A 17249-nucleotide genomic window follows, 5' to 3' on the forward strand; every position below is an offset into this window, starting at 1 on the left:
GTGAACGCGCTCCGTTTCGGTAGTCGGGGGTCTCCCGCCCGGTGATCGCGTTCTCCCGCCCGGTGATCGCGTTGAGGATCGTGGCGTTGCCCACCGCACCGGTGTCCAGGTTCGGCGAGGGGACGCCATGGGCATGGATCTCGGCATCGGCGACGAAGACTTGTCCCGTGATGCCTTCGGCGAGCTCGACGGAGCGGTCGAGACGCACCCGGGGGCGGCCGCGCCGACGCCGGGCGTTCTCCCGCCCATGACACGCACCTCGCGGCGCCACCGCCCGCCGAGGCGGCCTGATATGGGTGCGCCACACTCCAACCCCCGCCCCGCCCTTGCCCTCGCGGGGCAGGGCCTTCCCTCTCGGGAGGAGATGGCGATCCAGCGGCGGGCCGAAGTGCTGCGTGGTGTGGCTACGGGGATGACCCTCGCCGATGCCGCACGCGCAGCAGGCGTCCCCAGCGGCACGCTCTATTCCTGGAGGGCAAGGAACCAGCTCTTCAGAGCCGCGCTGGATGCCGTGCGCAGCATGGTCGAGGCCGAGACCGAACGACCGCTCCCCAGCATCACCACGGCTCGGGCAGAGGTGTTCCTGAAAGCTCTGCGGGAGGGCGAGACCGTTGAACAGGCCGCGGCCCGAGCCGGTGCGTCCCCATGGACCTTCTATCGGTACAGGGAGCGGAAACCTTCCTTTGCCCAGCAGATGAAACAGGCGCAGAAGATCGGGATGCAAGCGCGGGCCAGCCGCCGGGAACGCAAGCGAGCGCCGTTCCGGGCCATGCGATACCGGCTGGTCCGAAGAGACGAATACGGATTGGCCGGTCCTGGCGTCGACCAGACCATCGCCTCCTCCGGCCGAGACGGCAGGCGGCGATAAGCAACTACGGGTCGGGGGCAGCGGCTCAACGGCACTCACCACCGTCCGTCACGAACACATGGTGCGGGTGCGGGTGTGAGAGGAAGTCGTGGTGCGAGATCTCCCAGCCGTAGGCGCCCGCGTGGCTGAAAACCAGCACGTCTCCCACCCGTACCCGGGACACCTGCGCATCACGGGCCAGCACGTCCTTGGGGGTGCAGAGCTCACCCACCACGGTCACCGACTCGTCGCGCAGCTCGGGCCGGGGTGCCGTCGAGCGCCACTCATCGACCGGCAGCACGGTGAACGGATGGCTGTGTTGCCACGACGACGGCAGCCGGAAGTGGTGGTTCCCGCCGCGCACCAGGACGTACGGCACGCCGTGGTTCCGTTTCACGTCGAGCACCTCGACGGCGTAGCTGCCGCAGGCGGCGACGAGGAAGCGGCCGCACTCGAAGTCGATCTCCCGCCAGTGCGCCGGGAAGTCCTCCACCAGCCGGGCCAGCCCGCGGGTGAAGCGCGCCCAGACGAACTGGCCCTCCAAATCGGCGTAGTTGACGCCGATGCCGCCGCCGACGTTGAGGACCTCGCTCCGGATGCCGAACGCGTGCTCCCAGCCCAGCACCTTCTCCCGGTACAGGCGCAGCATGTCCAGATGCGCCTCCGGGGAGAGGTTGTTCGACAGGGAGTGCAGGTGAAAGCCGGTGAATCGCAGACCGGGCAGGGTCGTGGCGGCGCCGACCGCGTCGGCGAGGATCCCTTCGTCGATGCCGAACTGGGTGGGCCGCCCGGCCATCGCCAAAGTCGCGGAGGGGAACGGGCCGGACAGGTTCACTCGCAGCAGTACGTCGGCGGTGGTGCCGGCCTCGGCCGCGGCCTGCGAGATCCGGTGGAGTTCGAGCACGCTCTCGGCGTGGAACCGGGTGACCCGATGGCGCAGGGCCTCGGCGATCTCCTGGTCGGTCTTCGCCGGTCCGCCGAAGAGCAGGGGGGTGTCGGCGTCCACCGCCCGCGCCTTGGCCAGCTCACCGCCGGATGCCGCCTCGAAACCGGCCACCAGGGGTGCGAGCGCCCGCAGGATCGGCGCCGCGCTGTTGGCCTTCATCGCGTAGAACATACGGCACCGGCTGGGGAGTTGTGCGGTCATCCGCTCCACGTGGCCGGTCAGCGCGTCGAGGTCGTAGGCGTACAGACAGAGCGGTTCGTCACGACCCGCGCGGTCGGTGATGATTTTGGTCAGCCCGTCGTCGGTCATGGTGCTTTCCCATCCGTCCCGTCATCGGTCATGACACACTCCCGTCCGTCCCGCCTTCGGTCATGGGCCGTCCTGGAGGCGGTGCTCGTCCAGGCGCCCGCGGAGCGCGCGGGCCGCCAGCCCCCGCTCCTCCCCCAGCACGAAAGCGGTGACACCCGCCTTCCGCCATGCGTCGTGGTCCTCCCGGGCGCGCGGAATCGCACAGAACGGCACGCCGGACTCTGCGCACGCCGTGTGCGTCCGCCGCAGGGCCTCGGTCACCTTGGGATGACGGGTCTGCCAGGGCACTCCGTAGGACTGGGAGAGATCGGCCGCGCCTTCGAGGACGAGGTCGACCCCGCCGCCGGCCAGGATCTCCGGCAGCGCGTCGACGCCTTCGGCGTCCTCGATCATCGCGACGACCATGACCTCCTCGTTGGCCAGCCGGATGTACTCGGTCAGGTCGATCAGGCCGAAGCCCGGCACACGTCCGCCATTGAGGCTGCGCATCCCCTCCGGCGCGTACCGGGCGGCCCGCACCGCCGCGTCCACATCGGACCGCGACCGGATGTGCGGCACGACCACCCCCATCGCGCCCGCGTCCAGCGCGCGCAGGACGGCACCCGGATCCGACTCCGGGACCCTGACGAACGGCGTCAGTCCGACGGCTTCGGCCGCCCGGATCAGGTTCTCCAGGCACTCGGGGTCGACCAGTGTGTGCTCGCTGTCCAGGATGACGAAGTCGTATCCGGCGCAACCGATCATCTCGACCAGGGCGGGCGCGGGGATCGAGCAGAACAGGCCGTAGATCTCCCGCCCTGCGCGTAGTTTGCGCTTGACCGCGTTGGCTTTCAGCATCAGCGGCCCCCCACGCTGTGCGGCTGCCGCCGCATGGCCGGTTCCGCCAGCGGGTTCGGCACCGTGTGCATCCGGAGCTCGGTGTCCGGCAGCAGTCGGCGGGTGGTCAGCTTCTCCACCTCGACGGCCGGTTTGAAGACGTCGAACAGCTCGAAGCGGTCACCGAGTTCGGGAAAGCGCTTCTGGTAGGCGCGGATCTCGTCCCGTACGGTCGACCAGAAGTCCCGTTCGTCGAGCTGGTAGGCGTCGTCGAGGAACAGCCCGAGTTCCCCGAGGTTGATGAAGAAGAACGCGTCGAGCAGGAAGTCGGTGACCTGGTCGAGGTCGTCGGTTTCGAGGAACGAGTTGGCGTTGACGTGGTGGGGCGGGGGGCCCGCCAGCCGCGGGCAGGCGTCCGGCTCCGCGAGGTGGGCCCGGGAGAAACGGACGCCGTCGTGGAAGTCCCTCAGCGCCACCCGCCTCGGCACCCCGTCGACGTGTACCAGCACCATGTTCTGGGCGTGCGACTCGCAGGCGATGCCGTGCCGGAAGAGCAGGTGCAGCAACGGGAGGACGCTCGCCCGTACCAGGCGGCGCAGCCAGCCGCGTACGCCGAGCGCGCCGATCCACGGGTCGATCGCCGGGGTGCCGTCCCGTTCCCGTGCCGTCAGCCCGGTGAAGGGCACCGCCCGTTCGCCCGGCCGGAGGAAGGGGTGCAGGCTCTCCCGCCAGATGCACGCCAGGGTCCCATACGTGTCGGACCGGACCAGGTCGGCGGCGGGCGGGGGGTCGACGGCGGTGCCCATGACCTCCCCGAGCACGATCACCTGGCACTCGTCCCGCAGGAACGCGTCGCGCGCCACCACGCCGCGCAGCCAGTCCGAGACCGCGGGGGCGTTGCCCACGGTGTACGGGGCGAGCACTCTGCTCGTCGAGGTGTTGACGATGGACAACGCGAGCTTGAGGTAGGGGCGTTCGGGCGCGTCCCGGCAGCTCAGCGTGCGGATGGACTGTTGCGCGGCGAACGTGTGCGGGTCGTCGCCGAGCAGAATGATCTCGCGGCGGCGCAGCTGGTCCGCCCACGTCGGTGCGATCTGTTCACGCCACTGCCAGGGGTGTACCGGCAGGAGGGTGTAGTCCCCGGGGTCCTGGCCCGCTTCGCCGGTCAGGAGCCGGAACGCCTTCAGGGTGTCGTGGCCGAGTTGGGTGGCCACGAAGTCGTCCTCGGCCAGCGCTCCGGATATCGCCACCCGGGAGATGTCACGGCGGGCGGCGATCCACAGTGGCCGTATCGGGCGCAGGAACTCCGGCCCGTACGCCAGGTGGTCGTCGAGGTCGAAACCGATACGGGACTTGTAGGTGGGGTGGTACCGGTGCCCGTCGGTGACCGTTCCTTCCAGGGTGTCGTAGTCGTGTTCGGCGAGCGCATCGCCCCGGCTGCGGCGGATGTGCTGGGCCAGCGCGTCCTTGACCAGCGTGGCCTCCAGCTCCCGGCAGAACCGGGCGAGGCACTCGGGGTCGGCGGTCAGCGCCTGCCTCGTCTCCCCGAGGAACCGGGTCACCGAGTCCGCCTCGACGCTCGTGCCGTCCGCCGCCGCCCGCCGCACCGGCTCCGGCCCGAGGGCCACCCGGTCGAAGCCGTACCTGCGGCGGGCGGTGAACAGATAACGGACCGCGTGCCCTTGGTCGTCGCTGCCGTCCACGACGCACGATCCGTCCTCGGCGGTCGTCGCGCGGATCGCGTCCTCGTAGACCAGCGACTCCAGCAGCTGGCGGAACAGCCTGCGCCGGACGGTCACATAGGTCGGTGCACGCAGCGCGTCGACCACGAGTCGGCGGGTCGGGATCGTCATGGGCTCACCTCGAAGAGCAGGTTGGGGACATCCACGTACAGGGGGCTCTCGCCACGTCCGGCGAACCGGCTGACCAGATTCGCCTTGGCGGGCAGCACCGGCCGCCGCAGCAGGTCGGCCGCCGTCTCGCTGCGGCTCGTCGCGAGGGTCCGGCGTGCCGCGCGGCAGAGCAGGGGCTCGTCGGCGTCGGTGTACCGCCCCAGCACGCTGATCAGGTGGCCGAGGTGATTGGTCACCGCGTTGTACCGCAGGCGCAGCCATGCTTCGTCGTGGTCGTAGAGCAGCGGGCTGTCCGGGGGGACGGCCCCTGGACGGAGCCGTTGCCTGCTCACACTGGTGCCTTCCATGTCCCGGACCCAGTACCGGGTGGGCCATCCGCCTTCGGTGTGCAGCAACGAGTTCTGCACGTGGGCTTCGAAGCTGACGCCGTCCCGGTCGAAGATCTCCAGCAGCGGAAGCAGGGAGATGCCGAGATAACGTCGCAGCCATTCCGCCACGTGGTCGGCCTCGGAGGCCGCGCCGGGGTCCGGTGCGCAGCGGCGGACCTCGTGGATCAGGTCCGGCACGTCGCCGTCCCGGTCCTCCAGCAGGCCGGCGAGCACGCGCGGGGCGGCCGAGCCGTCGGTGAACGGGTTCTCGCGGAACAGCACGGAGAAGTCCGCGGCGAGGTCGTCACCGACCACGGCGGGGTCCACGGTGCGGAATCCGGTCTCGACCAGTACGGCGAATCCCGGATGCTCCCAGCTCGGCGCGAGGTCGGCGACGAGGGCGCCGGCGTCGGTCGCGCGGACGAGATGGGAAACCGGGTTGTTGCGGATGAAGTTGGTGATCCGCACGTGCAAGGGGAGCTTGAAGAAGGTCGGGAGGGCGGGGTCGCAGACCGTGCGCACCGAGGAGGTCGGGTAGACCTCCGGGCCGAGCGCGCCGAGGGCCACGAGCGATCCGTCCGCGACGAGTTGCGCCACCCGGGGGTTGCTCAGCAGGTACTCCGCCTGCCACGGGTGCGCCGGCAGTAGCGCGTGGTCCTGGCCGTCTCCGAGCACCTGTCCGGCTGCCGCGGCGACCGGAGCGGGAGTCCAGGGGCCGGGCGCCACCCTGCGTTCCAGCAGGATCCGCCGGTTCACCGCGAACCAGTGCGGGACGAATGCCGCGCCGAGCTCGGGTGCGTAGCGCTCCAGGTCGGCACCGAACCCCTGGGTGCTCTTCGGCGTCGGATGGAAGGGGTGGCCGAACACCAGGGACTGTTCCGCGTGCCGGCTCATGCCGTGCGGGTCGGCCGGGCATGGTCGCCGGTGCCGCAGGTACCGGGAGGTGGCCGCGATGCTGCTCTCGATCTGTTCGGCGAGTTCGCGTTTGCGGTCGGTGCCGTCAAAGGCCTGCGCGAACTCCTTGGCCGCGAGGGCGTCCACCTCGTCGAGCAGCAGCCGCACCACGTCGTCGTGGTCCACGGGGACACGTCGTCGGTCGGGCTGTTCCCGCCACACCTGACTGCCGTACTCGTGGTGGCCGAACACGGACCGGTGGCGCACGGCGAGGACCACGGCGGAGCCGGTGGCGGGCAGTTCGACGCGGCCGAGGTCGTCGCCGGTGGTGCCCAGAGTCGTGCCGGATTCCCGGAGATAGGTGTTGAGCAGTCGTGTGCGCGCCGCTTGCTCGGCGCGGGACCGCGCGGCGGTGGTGGTGGTCGCGTACTCAGCTGACGTCATGGCTTCACCTCGGGGAGGACCGGGACGGCGTCGGTCGCCGGGGGACGAGGATGGGCCCGCCGTAGGCGCGTGCCGAGTACGGCGAGGGCCGACGCTGCGATCAGCAGCGTGCCGATGGCGACGAAGGTTCCGGACAGGGGCAGCAGACCGGCTGCGAGCGCTCCCAGCAGCGGGCCGCACACCTGGCCGATGTCGAGCAGACCGGTGGTGGTGCCGAGCGCGGTTCCGCGGGCCTGTTCGGGCACGGTCTGGCACACCACGTGCAGCACGGACTGGACGAGTGCGGCGAAACAGAATCCCTGCACGAGCCGCAGCGGCACCAGGAACTCCGGTGCCGTGGGGAGTCCTTGCAGGGCGACGGCGAGCGCGCAGCACGCGGCGGCGACCGCGAAGTTCACCGGGGCCGGGCCGCGGTCGTTGCGCCGGCCCCACCACGGGCCGCCGGCCAGGGCCGCGGCCCAGGTGGTCGCCTGGAGTACGCCCACCCAGACGGTCGCCGAGGACACCGACGTCGTGAGGCGTTCCACCCGCGGCGCGAGGACGACGACCAGGGCGAAGACGGCGGCCTGGCCCAGCAGCCCGGCCAGTACGAGGGTGCGGCTGAGCGGATGGGCCACGATACGGCCGAGCACCTCCCGCAGGGCGGGCCGCTCGCCGGCTTCCGGCCGTTGCCCCCGGACGGTCCTGCGGTGGGGCAGCATGCTCAGGGCCAGGAGGGCGGCGACGAGCAGCAGGCCGGCCACGCAACCGAACAACGTGCCGTACCCGAAGCGGCCGGCGAGCATGCTGCCGAGCAGGGGACCCAGGAGCGACCCGGCGCCGGTCGCCCCGAAGAGGCCGCCCAGAGCGCGCCCACGGCGGTGCGGCCCGGCCAGCGTGCTCGCGTAGGTCGCGGTGGGCCCGACGACCCCGCCGCAGGCGCCTTGCAGGAGCCGGCAGGCGAGGAATTCGCCCGGTGTGTCGGCCAGTGCCATCAGGCCGACGGCCACGGCGAGGCCCGCGTGCGCCCGTACGACCATGGCCTTGTGCCCGTACCGGTCGCCGACCACGCCCCACAGCGGTGCGCAGAGCAGGTGGGTGACCGCGGGCGCGGCGAGCGAGACCCCGGTCCACCACGCCACCTCCCCGGCGGGCAGTCCCAGCCCGGCGAGGTAGAACGGCAGCAGCGGAACCACGACGGTGAGCCCCGCGATGGCGGCGAACTGGCCGAACCACAGGATCCGGAACGCCCGCCGGTCGGCGGCCTGTGGTGTGGCTGCTGTGCCGGGCATCACCGCACCACCGCGGGGGCCGGCGTCAGCGGGTTCGGCACCCGTCCGACGCCTGCCGGCATGCTGACGCCCGAGGAGCGGCCCTGGCGGAGCAGCGGCGCCAGAAGCTGCCGGCTGGGCCATTCCCCGGCGCGCAGCACCGCGTCGTCGACGAGCGTGGCGACCTGCTCGGGCAGCCGGAGCCGGTCCAGGCAGGCGGTGACGGCCGCGCGGAGCTCGGACCAGAAGATCCGCTCGTCGATCCGGTGGTGGCGGGCGAGCGCGTCGGCGATGCCGTAAAGGTTCACCTGGAACCCCAATGTCTGCAGATATGCGAGCAGGGCCCGGGGATCGGACAGTGTCAGCGACTGCGGAGCGCCCGGTTTGATGCGGTATCCGGGATTCTTTGTACCCGCGGCGGCCATCCAGTCCGGACAGAGCCGCAGCGTGTCGTGGTCCCGGAGGACGAACCGCCGTACCGCGCCGTCGGCCAGCACGACGACGACGTTCTGGCCGTGCATCTCCGGCAGGACCCCGTGGCGCAGAAAGCCGAACCCCATCGCACAGAACGCCTCGGCTACGGCGCGGAACAGGCCGGCCGGGTCGGCGCCGTCGAACCCGGCCGCGGTGAGTGCCGGGGTGAGGACGTCCCACTCGTGCGCCGCCAGGGCGGCCATCGGCAGCACCAGCGCACCCGGATCGTCGAACAGGTCCGCGGGGTAGCGGCGGATCTGGGCGGCGAGGTGGCCCGGTCGGTCGGCGAACTCGTCGTCGCCGCCCGGAGCGCGCCAGCCGCACCACGTCCGCTCGTCGCAGACCCGCGCCAGGGCGCCGAGGCCGGGATCGGACCGCAGCAGGGACGCCATGCACTCCTGCGCCCGCTCGCCGTTGTCCAGGTAACGGGGTGGCAGGAGCCGGGCGGCGCCCAGGGTGGCGACGCCGAGCGGCAGCTTCAGGTGCAGACCCGACTCCGGGGACGTGGTGAGGGTGCGCAGCGAGGACGTCGGATGGAAGCGGCCGAGTCCTCGGCTCAGCGGTACGGCCTCCCGGTCCGCCAGCTCCGGGGCGAACTCCCGCGGCAGGACGTGCTCGAACTGCCACGGATGGACCGGCACCGGCTGGTAGTCCTCCTCTCGTACGCCCGCGCGGCGCGCGCCCTCGGCCAGCAGCTGGAGTTCCCGGTCGTCCAGCAGCAGCTGGGCGAGCCCGCTCGACGCGTCACCGGTACCGAGCCGGAGGCGGTCACGGCGGACCGCGACCCAGTCCATGCCGAGCGCGGCCCGGCGCATGGGGCCGTACCGCCGGAGTTCGGCGGCCGACCAGCCCGACGCCGCCCGCGCCGTCGGATGGAACGGCCGGTTCCTGGTCGCCGCGAAGCGTTCGCCCGCCAGCAGACCGCCGGGTCCGGGGGCCCGGTGGGGCAGCGCGGCAGAACCGCCGAGCGTCACCGCCGCGTGGTCGACGGCGGCCCGCAGGTCGGCGGCGACCTCGGCCGTCCGTATCCCGCTCCCGTCCCGCCCTTCGTGGAGGGCGGTCAGGACCTCACTCGGGGTGAGCGACCGCGGCCGCACGTCGGTGCCGAGGTGCCAGACCGGTCCGCGGGAGAAGCGATGGCGCTGCAGTGCACCACCGGCGCGCCCGCGGAACGCCAGCGTTCCCATACGGCACCAGACTTCGCCGTCGCCGAGCTCGGCCCCGGGTACCGGAGCGTGGTCCACCACCGTCGTCAGGTCCGCGGCCCCGGCCACGTTCTCCTGCAGCAGCGTGTCGACGAGATCGCGCAGGACCAGTTCGATCGGGTCGGAGGACGTCATCGCCGGTACCTCAGTACAGGTCCAGCCAGGTGCCCACGCCCGCGTCGAGCGCCCGCCGGTACACCTCGGCGGCGCAGGCGATGTCCTCGACGGCCATGCCCATGGGGTTGAGGACGATGACCTCGTCGTCGGTCTCCCGCCCCGGACGCGATCCCGCCAGGATCTCACCGAGCTCGGCGTGCAGCTGCTCGCGCGAGAACTTCCCTTCGAGCACCAGCTGGTTGATGATCTTCTTCTCGCGGTTGCTCTGCTCCCAGTCGTCGACGACCACCTTGTCCGCCGCGAGGAAGACCTCCTTGTGGACGTCCATGATGGACACGTTGGACAGAAAGGCCCCGCGCTTGAGCCAGCCGGCCTCGATGTAGGGCTGGTCCGTCACGGTGCAGGGGACGACGAGGTCACCTGCGCGCACCGCCTGCTCGGCGCTGTCGGCCACGGTCAGGGTGGCTTCCGGGTACTCCGCGGCGATACGGGCCACCAGCGCGTCGGCGGCTTCCCGCCGCCAGTCGTACAGGTGCACCGTGGAGATATGGCCGAACTGCTGCAGCAGGGCGGTGATCTGGGCGGTGCCGATCACACCGCAGCCGATGAGCGAGACATCGGTGAAGTCCTTCCGCGCCAGGTGCCGGGCCGCGAGCACGGTCACCGCGGCGGTCCGCCACGCGCTGATCAGGCCGCCCTCGACGATGGCGATCGGGTAGTTCGTGGCGGGGTCGTTCAGCACCGTCACCGCACTGGCACGCTCCAGGCCCACGCGCGCCGGGTTGTCGTGCTTGCTGCCGACCCACTTCAGGCCGGATATCCCCGGCTCCCCCACATGGGCGGGCATCGCGATGATCCGGTCGGCGATGTGCCCCTCCTTGCCGTGCACCCGCAGGTACGGCTTGAGCGGCTGGATCGTCCTGCCCTCGGCGTGCAGTACCAAGGCGTCGGCCAGGGCCTGGACATAGAGGTCGGAACGGTCACCGCCGACCGAGGAGATGTCGCCGCGGTTCAGGTAGAGGATGCGGGGCTTGCCTGCGTCAGCCGGCGTCGTGGAGGCGGGCATGACTTCTCCTTCGATGCGGTGGTGAGGGCGCGTCCGACGTCGTGCGGGCGGGACGTCAGTGGGCTGCTGACGTCGCCCGGGTCCGCCTTGAGCGCATCCGTTCCAGCCAGTCGTCGTCGTAGACGAGGTCCAGGTAGCGGTCACCGCGATCGGGGAAGATCGCCAGCACACGGCCGGTCGAGGCGAGCCGGGAACGGGTGCGCCGGATCGCCGCGACCACCGCGCCGCTCGAACCGCCGGCCAGGATTCCTTCCGCGGCAAGCAGGTCGCGACAGCATTCGGCGGCCTCCACGTCGTCGACATGGACCACGTCGTCGATCTCGTCGGGCCGGAACAGCTCCGGGACGCGGCTCGACCCGATGCCGGGAATCTCCCGGTGAGCGGGCGGGCTGCCGAAGATCACCGACCCCACCGCGTCGACCGCGATGACGCGGAGGGCGGGGAAGCGCTCCCGGAGCCGGCGGGAGCAGCCCAGGATGCTGCCGGTGGTGCTCACCGGCGCGAACAGGTACGACGGCGGCCGGACCAGCTGTTCGACCAGTTCGGCTCCGGTGCCGTGGTAGAAAGCCTGCCAATTCCGGTCGTTGGCGTACTGGTTGGCCCAGATCGCGCCGGGCAGCTCGGCCAGCAGCTCCTTGACGCGGCGGATCCGGTTGTGCAGGTAGCCACCCGCCGCGTCCGGCTCGGAGGCGATCTCGACGGTCGCGCCGAGCTGGCGCAACAGCGTCAGATTGGCGCTGGTCGTCTTGGGGTCGACGACACAGATGAACCGCAAACCGTGGATGCGGGCGGCCATCGCCAGAGCGATACCGAAGTTGCCGGAGCTGCTCTCCACCACCGTGCTTCCTGGACGGATGGACCCCTCGGCCAGCCCCGCTTCGATGATGTGGCGCGCCGACCGGTCCTTCATGCTGCCGCCGGGGTTCATCAACTCCAGCTTGGCCAGCACCTCGAAGCCGGGATCGGGGAACAGCCGCCGCAGGGCGACGATCGGAGTGTTGCCCACGCAGTCGAACACCGACTCGCGGACCGACTCGCGGACTGACTCGCGCTCAGGGGACGGACGGGCGGTATCGACGGCTGCTTCGGCAGGCACGGTGCTCCCTCGACGAGTCACTGCCCCGGATCGGAGCGGAAGTGGATGCACGAACAATTGACGAGCCCGCAAGCAAGGTAAGGCTGGCCTTAACTACTGTCAACACAATCCGCATCGCACCGACTACTCTCCGGTAGGAGGTTCCAGTGAACTTAGGGATGCCTTACATTGGCCCCCATGCCTACGCCGAGCAATTCGCCGCAAATTCGGCTTGCCGTCGGTGCGTTAGCCGTCCTCACCCTGCTCGCCGTCACCATCGCTTTCGGCCTCTCCGTGGGCAGTCGTGCCCTGTCGCTGTCCGATGTGCTCGGTGCGCTGGCCGTGCAGGGCGAGACGGACGCGTCGATCATCGTGTGGGAGCAGCGGATGCCCCGCACTCTTCTCGGCGTGCTGGTCGGCGCCGCACTGGGAGTCGGGGGAGCACTGGCCCAGGGGATCACCCGCAATCCGCTGGCCGATCCGGCCCTCATCGGCGTCTCCTCCGGCGCGGCCCTGGCGATCGTCCTCGGGTCGTTCGTCTTCGGGGTGAGTTCACTCGCGCCCCAGATCGTGCTCGCGGCGGTCGGCGCCGCGGTGGTGGGCGGAGCCGTGCTGTCCCTCGCCGGATACGGGCGCGGCGGGATGGCGCCGACCTCGCTGGCGCTCGTCGGCCTGTCCATGTCGGCGCTGATCGTCGCGGTCATCTCCGTGCTGGTCCTGCTGGACGCGCAGACCCTCGACGAGTACCGCTACTGGCTCGTCGGCGCCCTGGCCGGCAAAGGGACTCCCACCCTGACCGTCGTCACTCCGGTGATCCTCGCCGGGCTGTCGCTGACCCTGCTTGCCGCCCGCGGCCTGGACGCCCTCGCGTTGGGCGAGGACGTGGCGCGTGGCCTCGGCGTCAGCGTCAACCGGGCACGCCTGCTCGCCGGGGCCGGCGTCGTCCTGCTGACCTCGACCGCGGTGGCGGCCGCGGGCCCCATCAGCTTCGTCGGTCTGGTCGTTCCGCATGTCGCGCGCGCCATCACCGGCCCCCGGCACGGGTGGCTGCTGCCCTACGCGGCCCTGCTCGGCGCGAGCCTCCTGGTGACGGCCGACGTGGTCGGCCGGGTGGTGGTCCGCCCGGCCGAGCTCCAGGTGGGTGTGGTGACCGCGTTGGTCGGCGCGCCGCTCGTCCTTCTTCTGCTGAGGAAGTCCAAGGTGGCGGGAGCGGGACCGTGAACACACGTGAGGCCGTATTCGTCCGCTCCGGCCCGTCGTTGGTGGCCCGGTTCCGCCGGGGCTCGGCGAGCGTACTGTTCCGTCCGCGGACAGTCGCCGTCTCGCTCGCATTGTTCACGCTGGTGCTGGTCCTGTTCTGTGCCGGCATCGCCGCCGGCACCCGAGTGATCCCGCTCGACGATGTGCTGTCGGGCCTGGCCGGCCGGGCCGATCACACCACCGTCCTGACGGTGCAACAGTTCCGTCTGCCGCGTGTGATGGTGGCGGTGTTGGTCGGTGCCGCTCTGGGCCTGGCGGGGGCGCTGGTCCAAGCGGTCACGCGCAATCCGATCGCGGCACCGGACGTGCTCGGCGTGACCGCGGGAGCCAGCCTCGGCGGCGTGCTGGTACTGCTCGCCTTCGGCGGGACCACCTTCGGATACGGCGGCGCGGCGGCCGAACTGTCGCAGATCGCCGTGCCGATGGGGGCCATCGCCGGGGCGTTCGTCGCCGCGGCGATCGTCCTCGTGGTCGGCGGGTCCCGCGGCGGCGTCGGAACCCCCCGGACGTTCAGCACGCACCGGGTCGTGCTGGTCGGGATCATCTGCCACGCGGCGTTCATCGGCCTGGTGCACTGGGGACTGGCGACCGGCGACGTCGACCAGGCGACCAAAGCGGCGGTCTGGCTGGTGGGGAGCCTGCACGGCCGCGGCTGGGAACATGTGACCGGGGTCGCGACAGCGCTGCTCGTACTGCTCCCGATCGCCCTGACGCTGGGCAGACGACTGAACGCGCTGGCTCTCGGCGAGCCGTCCGCGGCCACCCTCGGCGTATCGGTCGCGCGCACCCAAGTCGGGCTGTTCGCCGTCGCCTTCGGGCTCACGGGGACGGCTGCCGCGGCCGCCGGGCCGGTCGACTTCGTGGCCCTGCTCGCCCCGCAGATCGCCAAGCGGCTGACGCGTACGCCCGGCGTGCCGCTGGTCGCGTCCGCGCTGACCGGTTCGGCCATGGTGCTCGCCGCCGATCTGCTCGCACGCCTCGCCATCCCCGGCGTCGAACTCCCCGTCGGCGCGGTGACCGCCCTTGTGGGAGCGCCGTACCTGTTGTGGCTCGTCATACGTTCAGGAGGCACGCGATGACTTCGACGACCTCGACGCCCCAGGAATCGGCCGCGAGTTCGCCCCCGGCGCCGGGTCTGCGCGCCGAAAGTCTGCGGCTCGCCTACGGACCGGACAGGGTGGTGGTCCCCGGCCTCGACCTCGCACCGCCCCACGGTGCCGTGACCGCGGTGATCGGGGCGAACGGCTCGGGCAAGTCGACCGTCCTGCGCGCCCTCGCCCGCCTGCTGCGCCCCGCGTCGGGACATGTACTGCTGGACGGACACGACGTGCACCACATGCGCACCCGGGAGGTGGCCAAGCGTCTCGGACTGCTCCCGCAGTCGCCGGTCTCACCGGAGGGACTCACCGTCCGCGACCTCGTCCGTCGCGGACGGACCCCCCACACATCACTCTTGCGCCAGTGGTCGGAGCAGGACGAAGCCGTCCTGTCGGCGGCCCTGGAGGCGACCGATCTGGTCGGCCTCGCCGACGAGGCGGTGGACGCGCTGTCCGGCGGCCAACGACAGCGCGCGTGGCTCGCTCTGGTGATAGCCCAGGGCACCCCCTGGCTCCTGCTGGACGAGCCCACCACCTTCCTCGACATCGCCCACCAGATCGACGTGCTCCAGCTCGTCCAGCGGCTCAACCGCGAAGACGGGCGCTCCGTCCTGATGGTGCTGCACGACCTCAACCAGGCATGCCGGTACGCCGATCACCTCGTCGCGCTACGAGCAGGCGCCGTGGTTGCCTCCGGCCGGCCCGCCGACATCGTCACCGAAGAGCTGGTGGCCACGGTATTCGACCTGCGGTCACAGATCGTGCCCGACCCCGTCACCGGGACACCGCTGGTCGTCCCGGTAGGTCGCGCAGTGTGAGCGGCACGTCTATCGGCCGTCACCAAAGTGGAGTACAGTCCGCCAGAAATTAGGATTGCCTTACCTAAATTAAGGAGGCATTTCGTGCATTCACCTTTCCGGCAGCTCGGCGCCCGCGTGGCTGCCGCCGTGGCCGCGTTGACCCTCGCAGCGGGCATCACCGCGTGCGGCAACGACTCAGCGACGAAGAAGGATTCGGGGGCCAAGCCGGCGGCAACGGCCGACTCCGCCTTCCCGCGCAGCGTCAAGCACCACAAGGGCACGACGAAGCTGGAAGCACGCCCCGAGCGAGTCGTCGCTCTCGACCCCAGCCTCGTCGAGGCCGCCCTGGCACTCGACGGCAAGCTGGTGGCCGGCGTCGGCAGCTACGGAAAAAAGAAGACCTTCCCGCCGTACCTCGGCGACAGCGTCAAGGACGTCAAGCGGGTCGGTCCCCTTGAGTCGCCCGACCTTGAGGCGATCGCGGCTCTCGAACCGGACCTGATCGTCTCGGCGAGCATCCGCCACGACGCCCTCTACGACGAGCTCTCCGAGATCGCACCGACGGTGTTCGTCGAGACCACCGGCCCGACCTGGAAGGACAACATCACCAAGCTCGGCGAGGCGCTCGGCGCGGAGCGGAAGGCGACCGACGCGCTGGCCGCCTACGAGCAGCGGGCCGCCGCCGTCGGAAAGGCCGTCAACAAGAAGGCGGACAACCCCGAGATCTCGGTCGTGCGGTTCATGGACGGCCCGACCCGGCTGACCGGCAACGCCTCCTTCACCGGCATCGTCCTCTCCGACATGGGCCTGGCCCGGCCGAAGGCCCAGGACGTCAACGAGTTCGCGGTGGAGGTCGGCGAGGAGCAGATCCGCAAGGCGGACGGCGACCACATCTTCGTGTCCACCTACGAGGGCGGCGACGAGTCCCAGGAGCGCTTCCTCCGCAACCCCCTGTGGCGTCAGCTCGACGCCGTGAAGAACAACCAGGTCCACGAGGTCAACGACGCCACGTGGATGCTCTCGGTAAGCCTGCAGGGCGCCAACATCGTGCTGGACGACATGGCCAAGATCTTCGGCGTCGATCCGCAGCGCGACTGAGTTCGCCTGACAGGGGGTGGTTCCCGCCGGAACCACCCCCTTCTTTCGTCCGCCTGAGCACTCACCCGCCCACGCGCCCCACGGACGTAGGGACAACGCGGCTCGGTCGCTATCGCGGCCGTGAAGGCACCGTGCCGGCGCTGATGTGCAGGACCGCGTCAGCCGCGTCGAGGATCGCCTGGTCGAGAGGGAAGTAGCCCTGCTCCGGGGTGATGTCGGTGCGCGTGCGGGCGGAAGCGACCGTGGTGGCCGTTGTCAGGCCCCAGGTGGTGATACGGCGCTGCAGGAAGCCCTCGTAGGTATCCGCCTCGGGCTCTCGAAGCCCGAGGGCTTCGCTGCGGCCCAGGCTGCCGGCGACGAAGGTGTACTGCTCGCCCGACAGGGACCCCACGATGGCACCGGCGCCGGACCAGGTGACGTCCCTGTCCCCCATCCGCCAGGTGCTCGGTTGTCCCTGCAGGTGGAGATTGTGCGCGAAGACCAGGGTCGCTCCGCGGCCGGCCTCGACGCCACGGATATCGAGGAGGTTCCGGGCCATGAGCGCATCCCGGGTGGCGAGCAGGCGGGCCATCCGGGCAGCCCCTTCGAGGCGCTGTGCCGCCTGCTTGTGGTAGCGCAGCAGGCCGAGACCGGCGGAGAGGTGTGTCTCGGCCCTGAGCCACTCGGCGCGTGATGTTGTCGCGATCAGTTCCGGGGCGCGCGCGTAGAGCGAGCAGAGCATGTCGTCGGCGATCGAGCGCAGCCGCTCGGCCTCGGGTGTAGCGCCGAGCGACAGGGCCGGGTCCATGACCGCCTCCGGGCGGCTCCACAGTTCGTCATCGCCGAGAAGGTGCGCGAGATCGAGGCTGAGGTCGAGGTCGAGCCGCAGGTAGTCGCGGGCGTATTCGACGTAGCGCCGCGGGCTGGGTGCACTGTAGTTCTCCGTCGGAGCATCGAAGCCGTGGAAAGCCACTCTGTCTTCTGAGGGGCGGCTCTCGTTGTATTCGCGCATCCAGGCAACCAGTTGCCGGTTGGCGTCCAGTTCTCCGAAGCCGTGCGAGAAGCCTTCGCGCATCGCCGCGTCGAGGGTTCCCACTCCCTCCTGGACGAAGTCGTTCACGGCGAGCGCGGCCACGCGATCGGTCTCGATGGCGATCGACCGAAAACCGCGGTCGACCAGCTGAACGAACAGTTCGTTACGGGCCCGCGCGAAGGCCGGTTCCTGGTGCGTCGGCTCACCGAGCGCCAACAGGTCACATGACGGAGGGACGAAGTCTTGAATTTCCTGGGTCATGTGCCTCAATCGTATCCTTGAAAGGCCGGTTGAGACTCCTGTAGCTTTCGCCGCTCA

General features: G+C 70.7%; 14 protein-coding genes. 5 read left to right on the forward strand and 9 right to left on the reverse strand.

Annotated features, from left to right (window positions below; translation table 11 throughout):
* Positions 1 to 133: 133 nt before the first annotated feature.
* Positions 134 to 868, forward strand: a complete 735-nt coding sequence (locus K9S39_RS08520; RefSeq protein ID WP_248862718.1) for a helix-turn-helix domain-containing protein — start codon at positions 134 to 136, stop codon at positions 866 to 868.
* Between the two features lie 25 nt (positions 869 to 893).
* Here the strand turns inward: K9S39_RS08520 and K9S39_RS08525 are convergent, their stop codons facing one another.
* Genes K9S39_RS08525 through sbnA form a run of 8 tightly spaced genes read right to left on the reverse strand, consistent with a single transcriptional unit; the run spans position 894 to position 11685 of the window.
* The gene (locus K9S39_RS08525; RefSeq protein WP_248862719.1) at positions 894 to 2102 is read right to left on the reverse strand and encodes a type III PLP-dependent enzyme; all 1209 of its coding nucleotides are present in this window, start codon (positions 2100 to 2102) and stop codon (positions 894 to 896) included.
* 60 nt (positions 2103 to 2162) lie between these two features.
* Positions 2163 to 2939, reverse strand: coding sequence for an HpcH/HpaI aldolase family protein (locus tag K9S39_RS08530; RefSeq protein WP_248862720.1), 777 nt, complete (start codon positions 2937 to 2939; stop codon positions 2163 to 2165).
* Positions 2939 to 4771 carry an IucA/IucC family protein gene (locus tag K9S39_RS08535; RefSeq protein WP_248862721.1) on the reverse strand — a complete coding sequence of 611 codons (1833 nt, stop codon included), beginning with the start codon at positions 4769 to 4771 and terminating at the stop codon, positions 2939 to 2941. Before K9S39_RS08535 ends, K9S39_RS08530 begins: the two co-directional genes overlap by 1 nt.
* Positions 4768 to 6477 carry an IucA/IucC family protein gene (locus K9S39_RS08540; RefSeq protein ID WP_248862722.1) on the reverse strand — a complete coding sequence of 570 codons (1710 nt, stop codon included), beginning with the start codon at positions 6475 to 6477 and terminating at the stop codon, positions 4768 to 4770. The genes K9S39_RS08535 and K9S39_RS08540 overlap by 4 nt, the downstream gene beginning before the upstream one ends.
* Positions 6474 to 7748, reverse strand: coding sequence for an MFS transporter (locus K9S39_RS08545; protein WP_248862723.1), 1275 nt, complete (start codon positions 7746 to 7748; stop codon positions 6474 to 6476). Before K9S39_RS08545 ends, K9S39_RS08540 begins: the two co-directional genes overlap by 4 nt.
* Positions 7748 to 9541, reverse strand: coding sequence for an IucA/IucC family protein (locus tag K9S39_RS08550; protein WP_248862724.1), 1794 nt, complete (start codon positions 9539 to 9541; stop codon positions 7748 to 7750). Before K9S39_RS08550 ends, K9S39_RS08545 begins: the two co-directional genes overlap by 1 nt.
* 10 nt (positions 9542 to 9551) lie before the next feature.
* Complete coding sequence (sbnB, locus tag K9S39_RS08555) at positions 9552 to 10589, reverse strand: 2,3-diaminopropionate biosynthesis protein SbnB (protein ID WP_248862725.1); 1038 nt, start codon at positions 10587 to 10589, stop codon at positions 9552 to 9554.
* 55 nt (positions 10590 to 10644) lie between these two features.
* Positions 10645 to 11685 carry a 2,3-diaminopropionate biosynthesis protein SbnA gene (gene sbnA / locus K9S39_RS08560; RefSeq protein ID WP_248862726.1) on the reverse strand — a complete coding sequence of 347 codons (1041 nt, stop codon included), beginning with the start codon at positions 11683 to 11685 and terminating at the stop codon, positions 10645 to 10647.
* A 177-nt stretch (positions 11686 to 11862) separates the two neighbouring features.
* Between sbnA and K9S39_RS08565 the strand changes: the two genes are divergently transcribed.
* From K9S39_RS08565 to K9S39_RS08580, 4 genes are all read left to right on the forward strand, one after another.
* On the forward strand, positions 11863 to 12885 hold the full coding sequence (locus K9S39_RS08565) for a FecCD family ABC transporter permease (protein WP_248862727.1): 1023 nt from the start codon (positions 11863 to 11865) through the stop codon (positions 12883 to 12885).
* Entirely contained in the window at positions 12882 to 14003 is a 1122-nt protein-coding gene (locus tag K9S39_RS08570; protein WP_248862728.1) for a FecCD family ABC transporter permease, read from the forward strand. The genes K9S39_RS08565 and K9S39_RS08570 overlap by 4 nt, the downstream gene beginning before the upstream one ends.
* The gene (locus tag K9S39_RS08575) at positions 14000 to 14839 is read left to right on the forward strand and encodes an ABC transporter ATP-binding protein (protein WP_248862729.1); all 840 of its coding nucleotides are present in this window, start codon (positions 14000 to 14002) and stop codon (positions 14837 to 14839) included. The genes K9S39_RS08570 and K9S39_RS08575 overlap by 4 nt, the downstream gene beginning before the upstream one ends.
* Before the next feature lie 84 nt (positions 14840 to 14923).
* Positions 14924 to 15919: an ABC transporter substrate-binding protein gene (locus K9S39_RS08580; RefSeq protein WP_248862730.1), complete on the forward strand. Its 996-nt coding sequence runs from the start codon at positions 14924 to 14926 to the stop codon at positions 15917 to 15919.
* Between the two features lie 109 nt (positions 15920 to 16028).
* Here K9S39_RS08580 and K9S39_RS08585 read toward each other — a convergent pair whose 3' ends face one another.
* Complete coding sequence (locus K9S39_RS08585) at positions 16029 to 17192, reverse strand: erythromycin esterase family protein (protein ID WP_283112296.1); 1164 nt, start codon at positions 17190 to 17192, stop codon at positions 16029 to 16031.
* Positions 17193 to 17249 lie beyond the last annotated feature (57 nt).

It is taken from the genome of Streptomyces halobius (assembly GCF_023277745.1).
In the GTDB taxonomy this organism is placed as follows: Bacteria; Actinomycetota; Actinomycetes; order Streptomycetales; family Streptomycetaceae; genus Streptomyces; species Streptomyces halobius.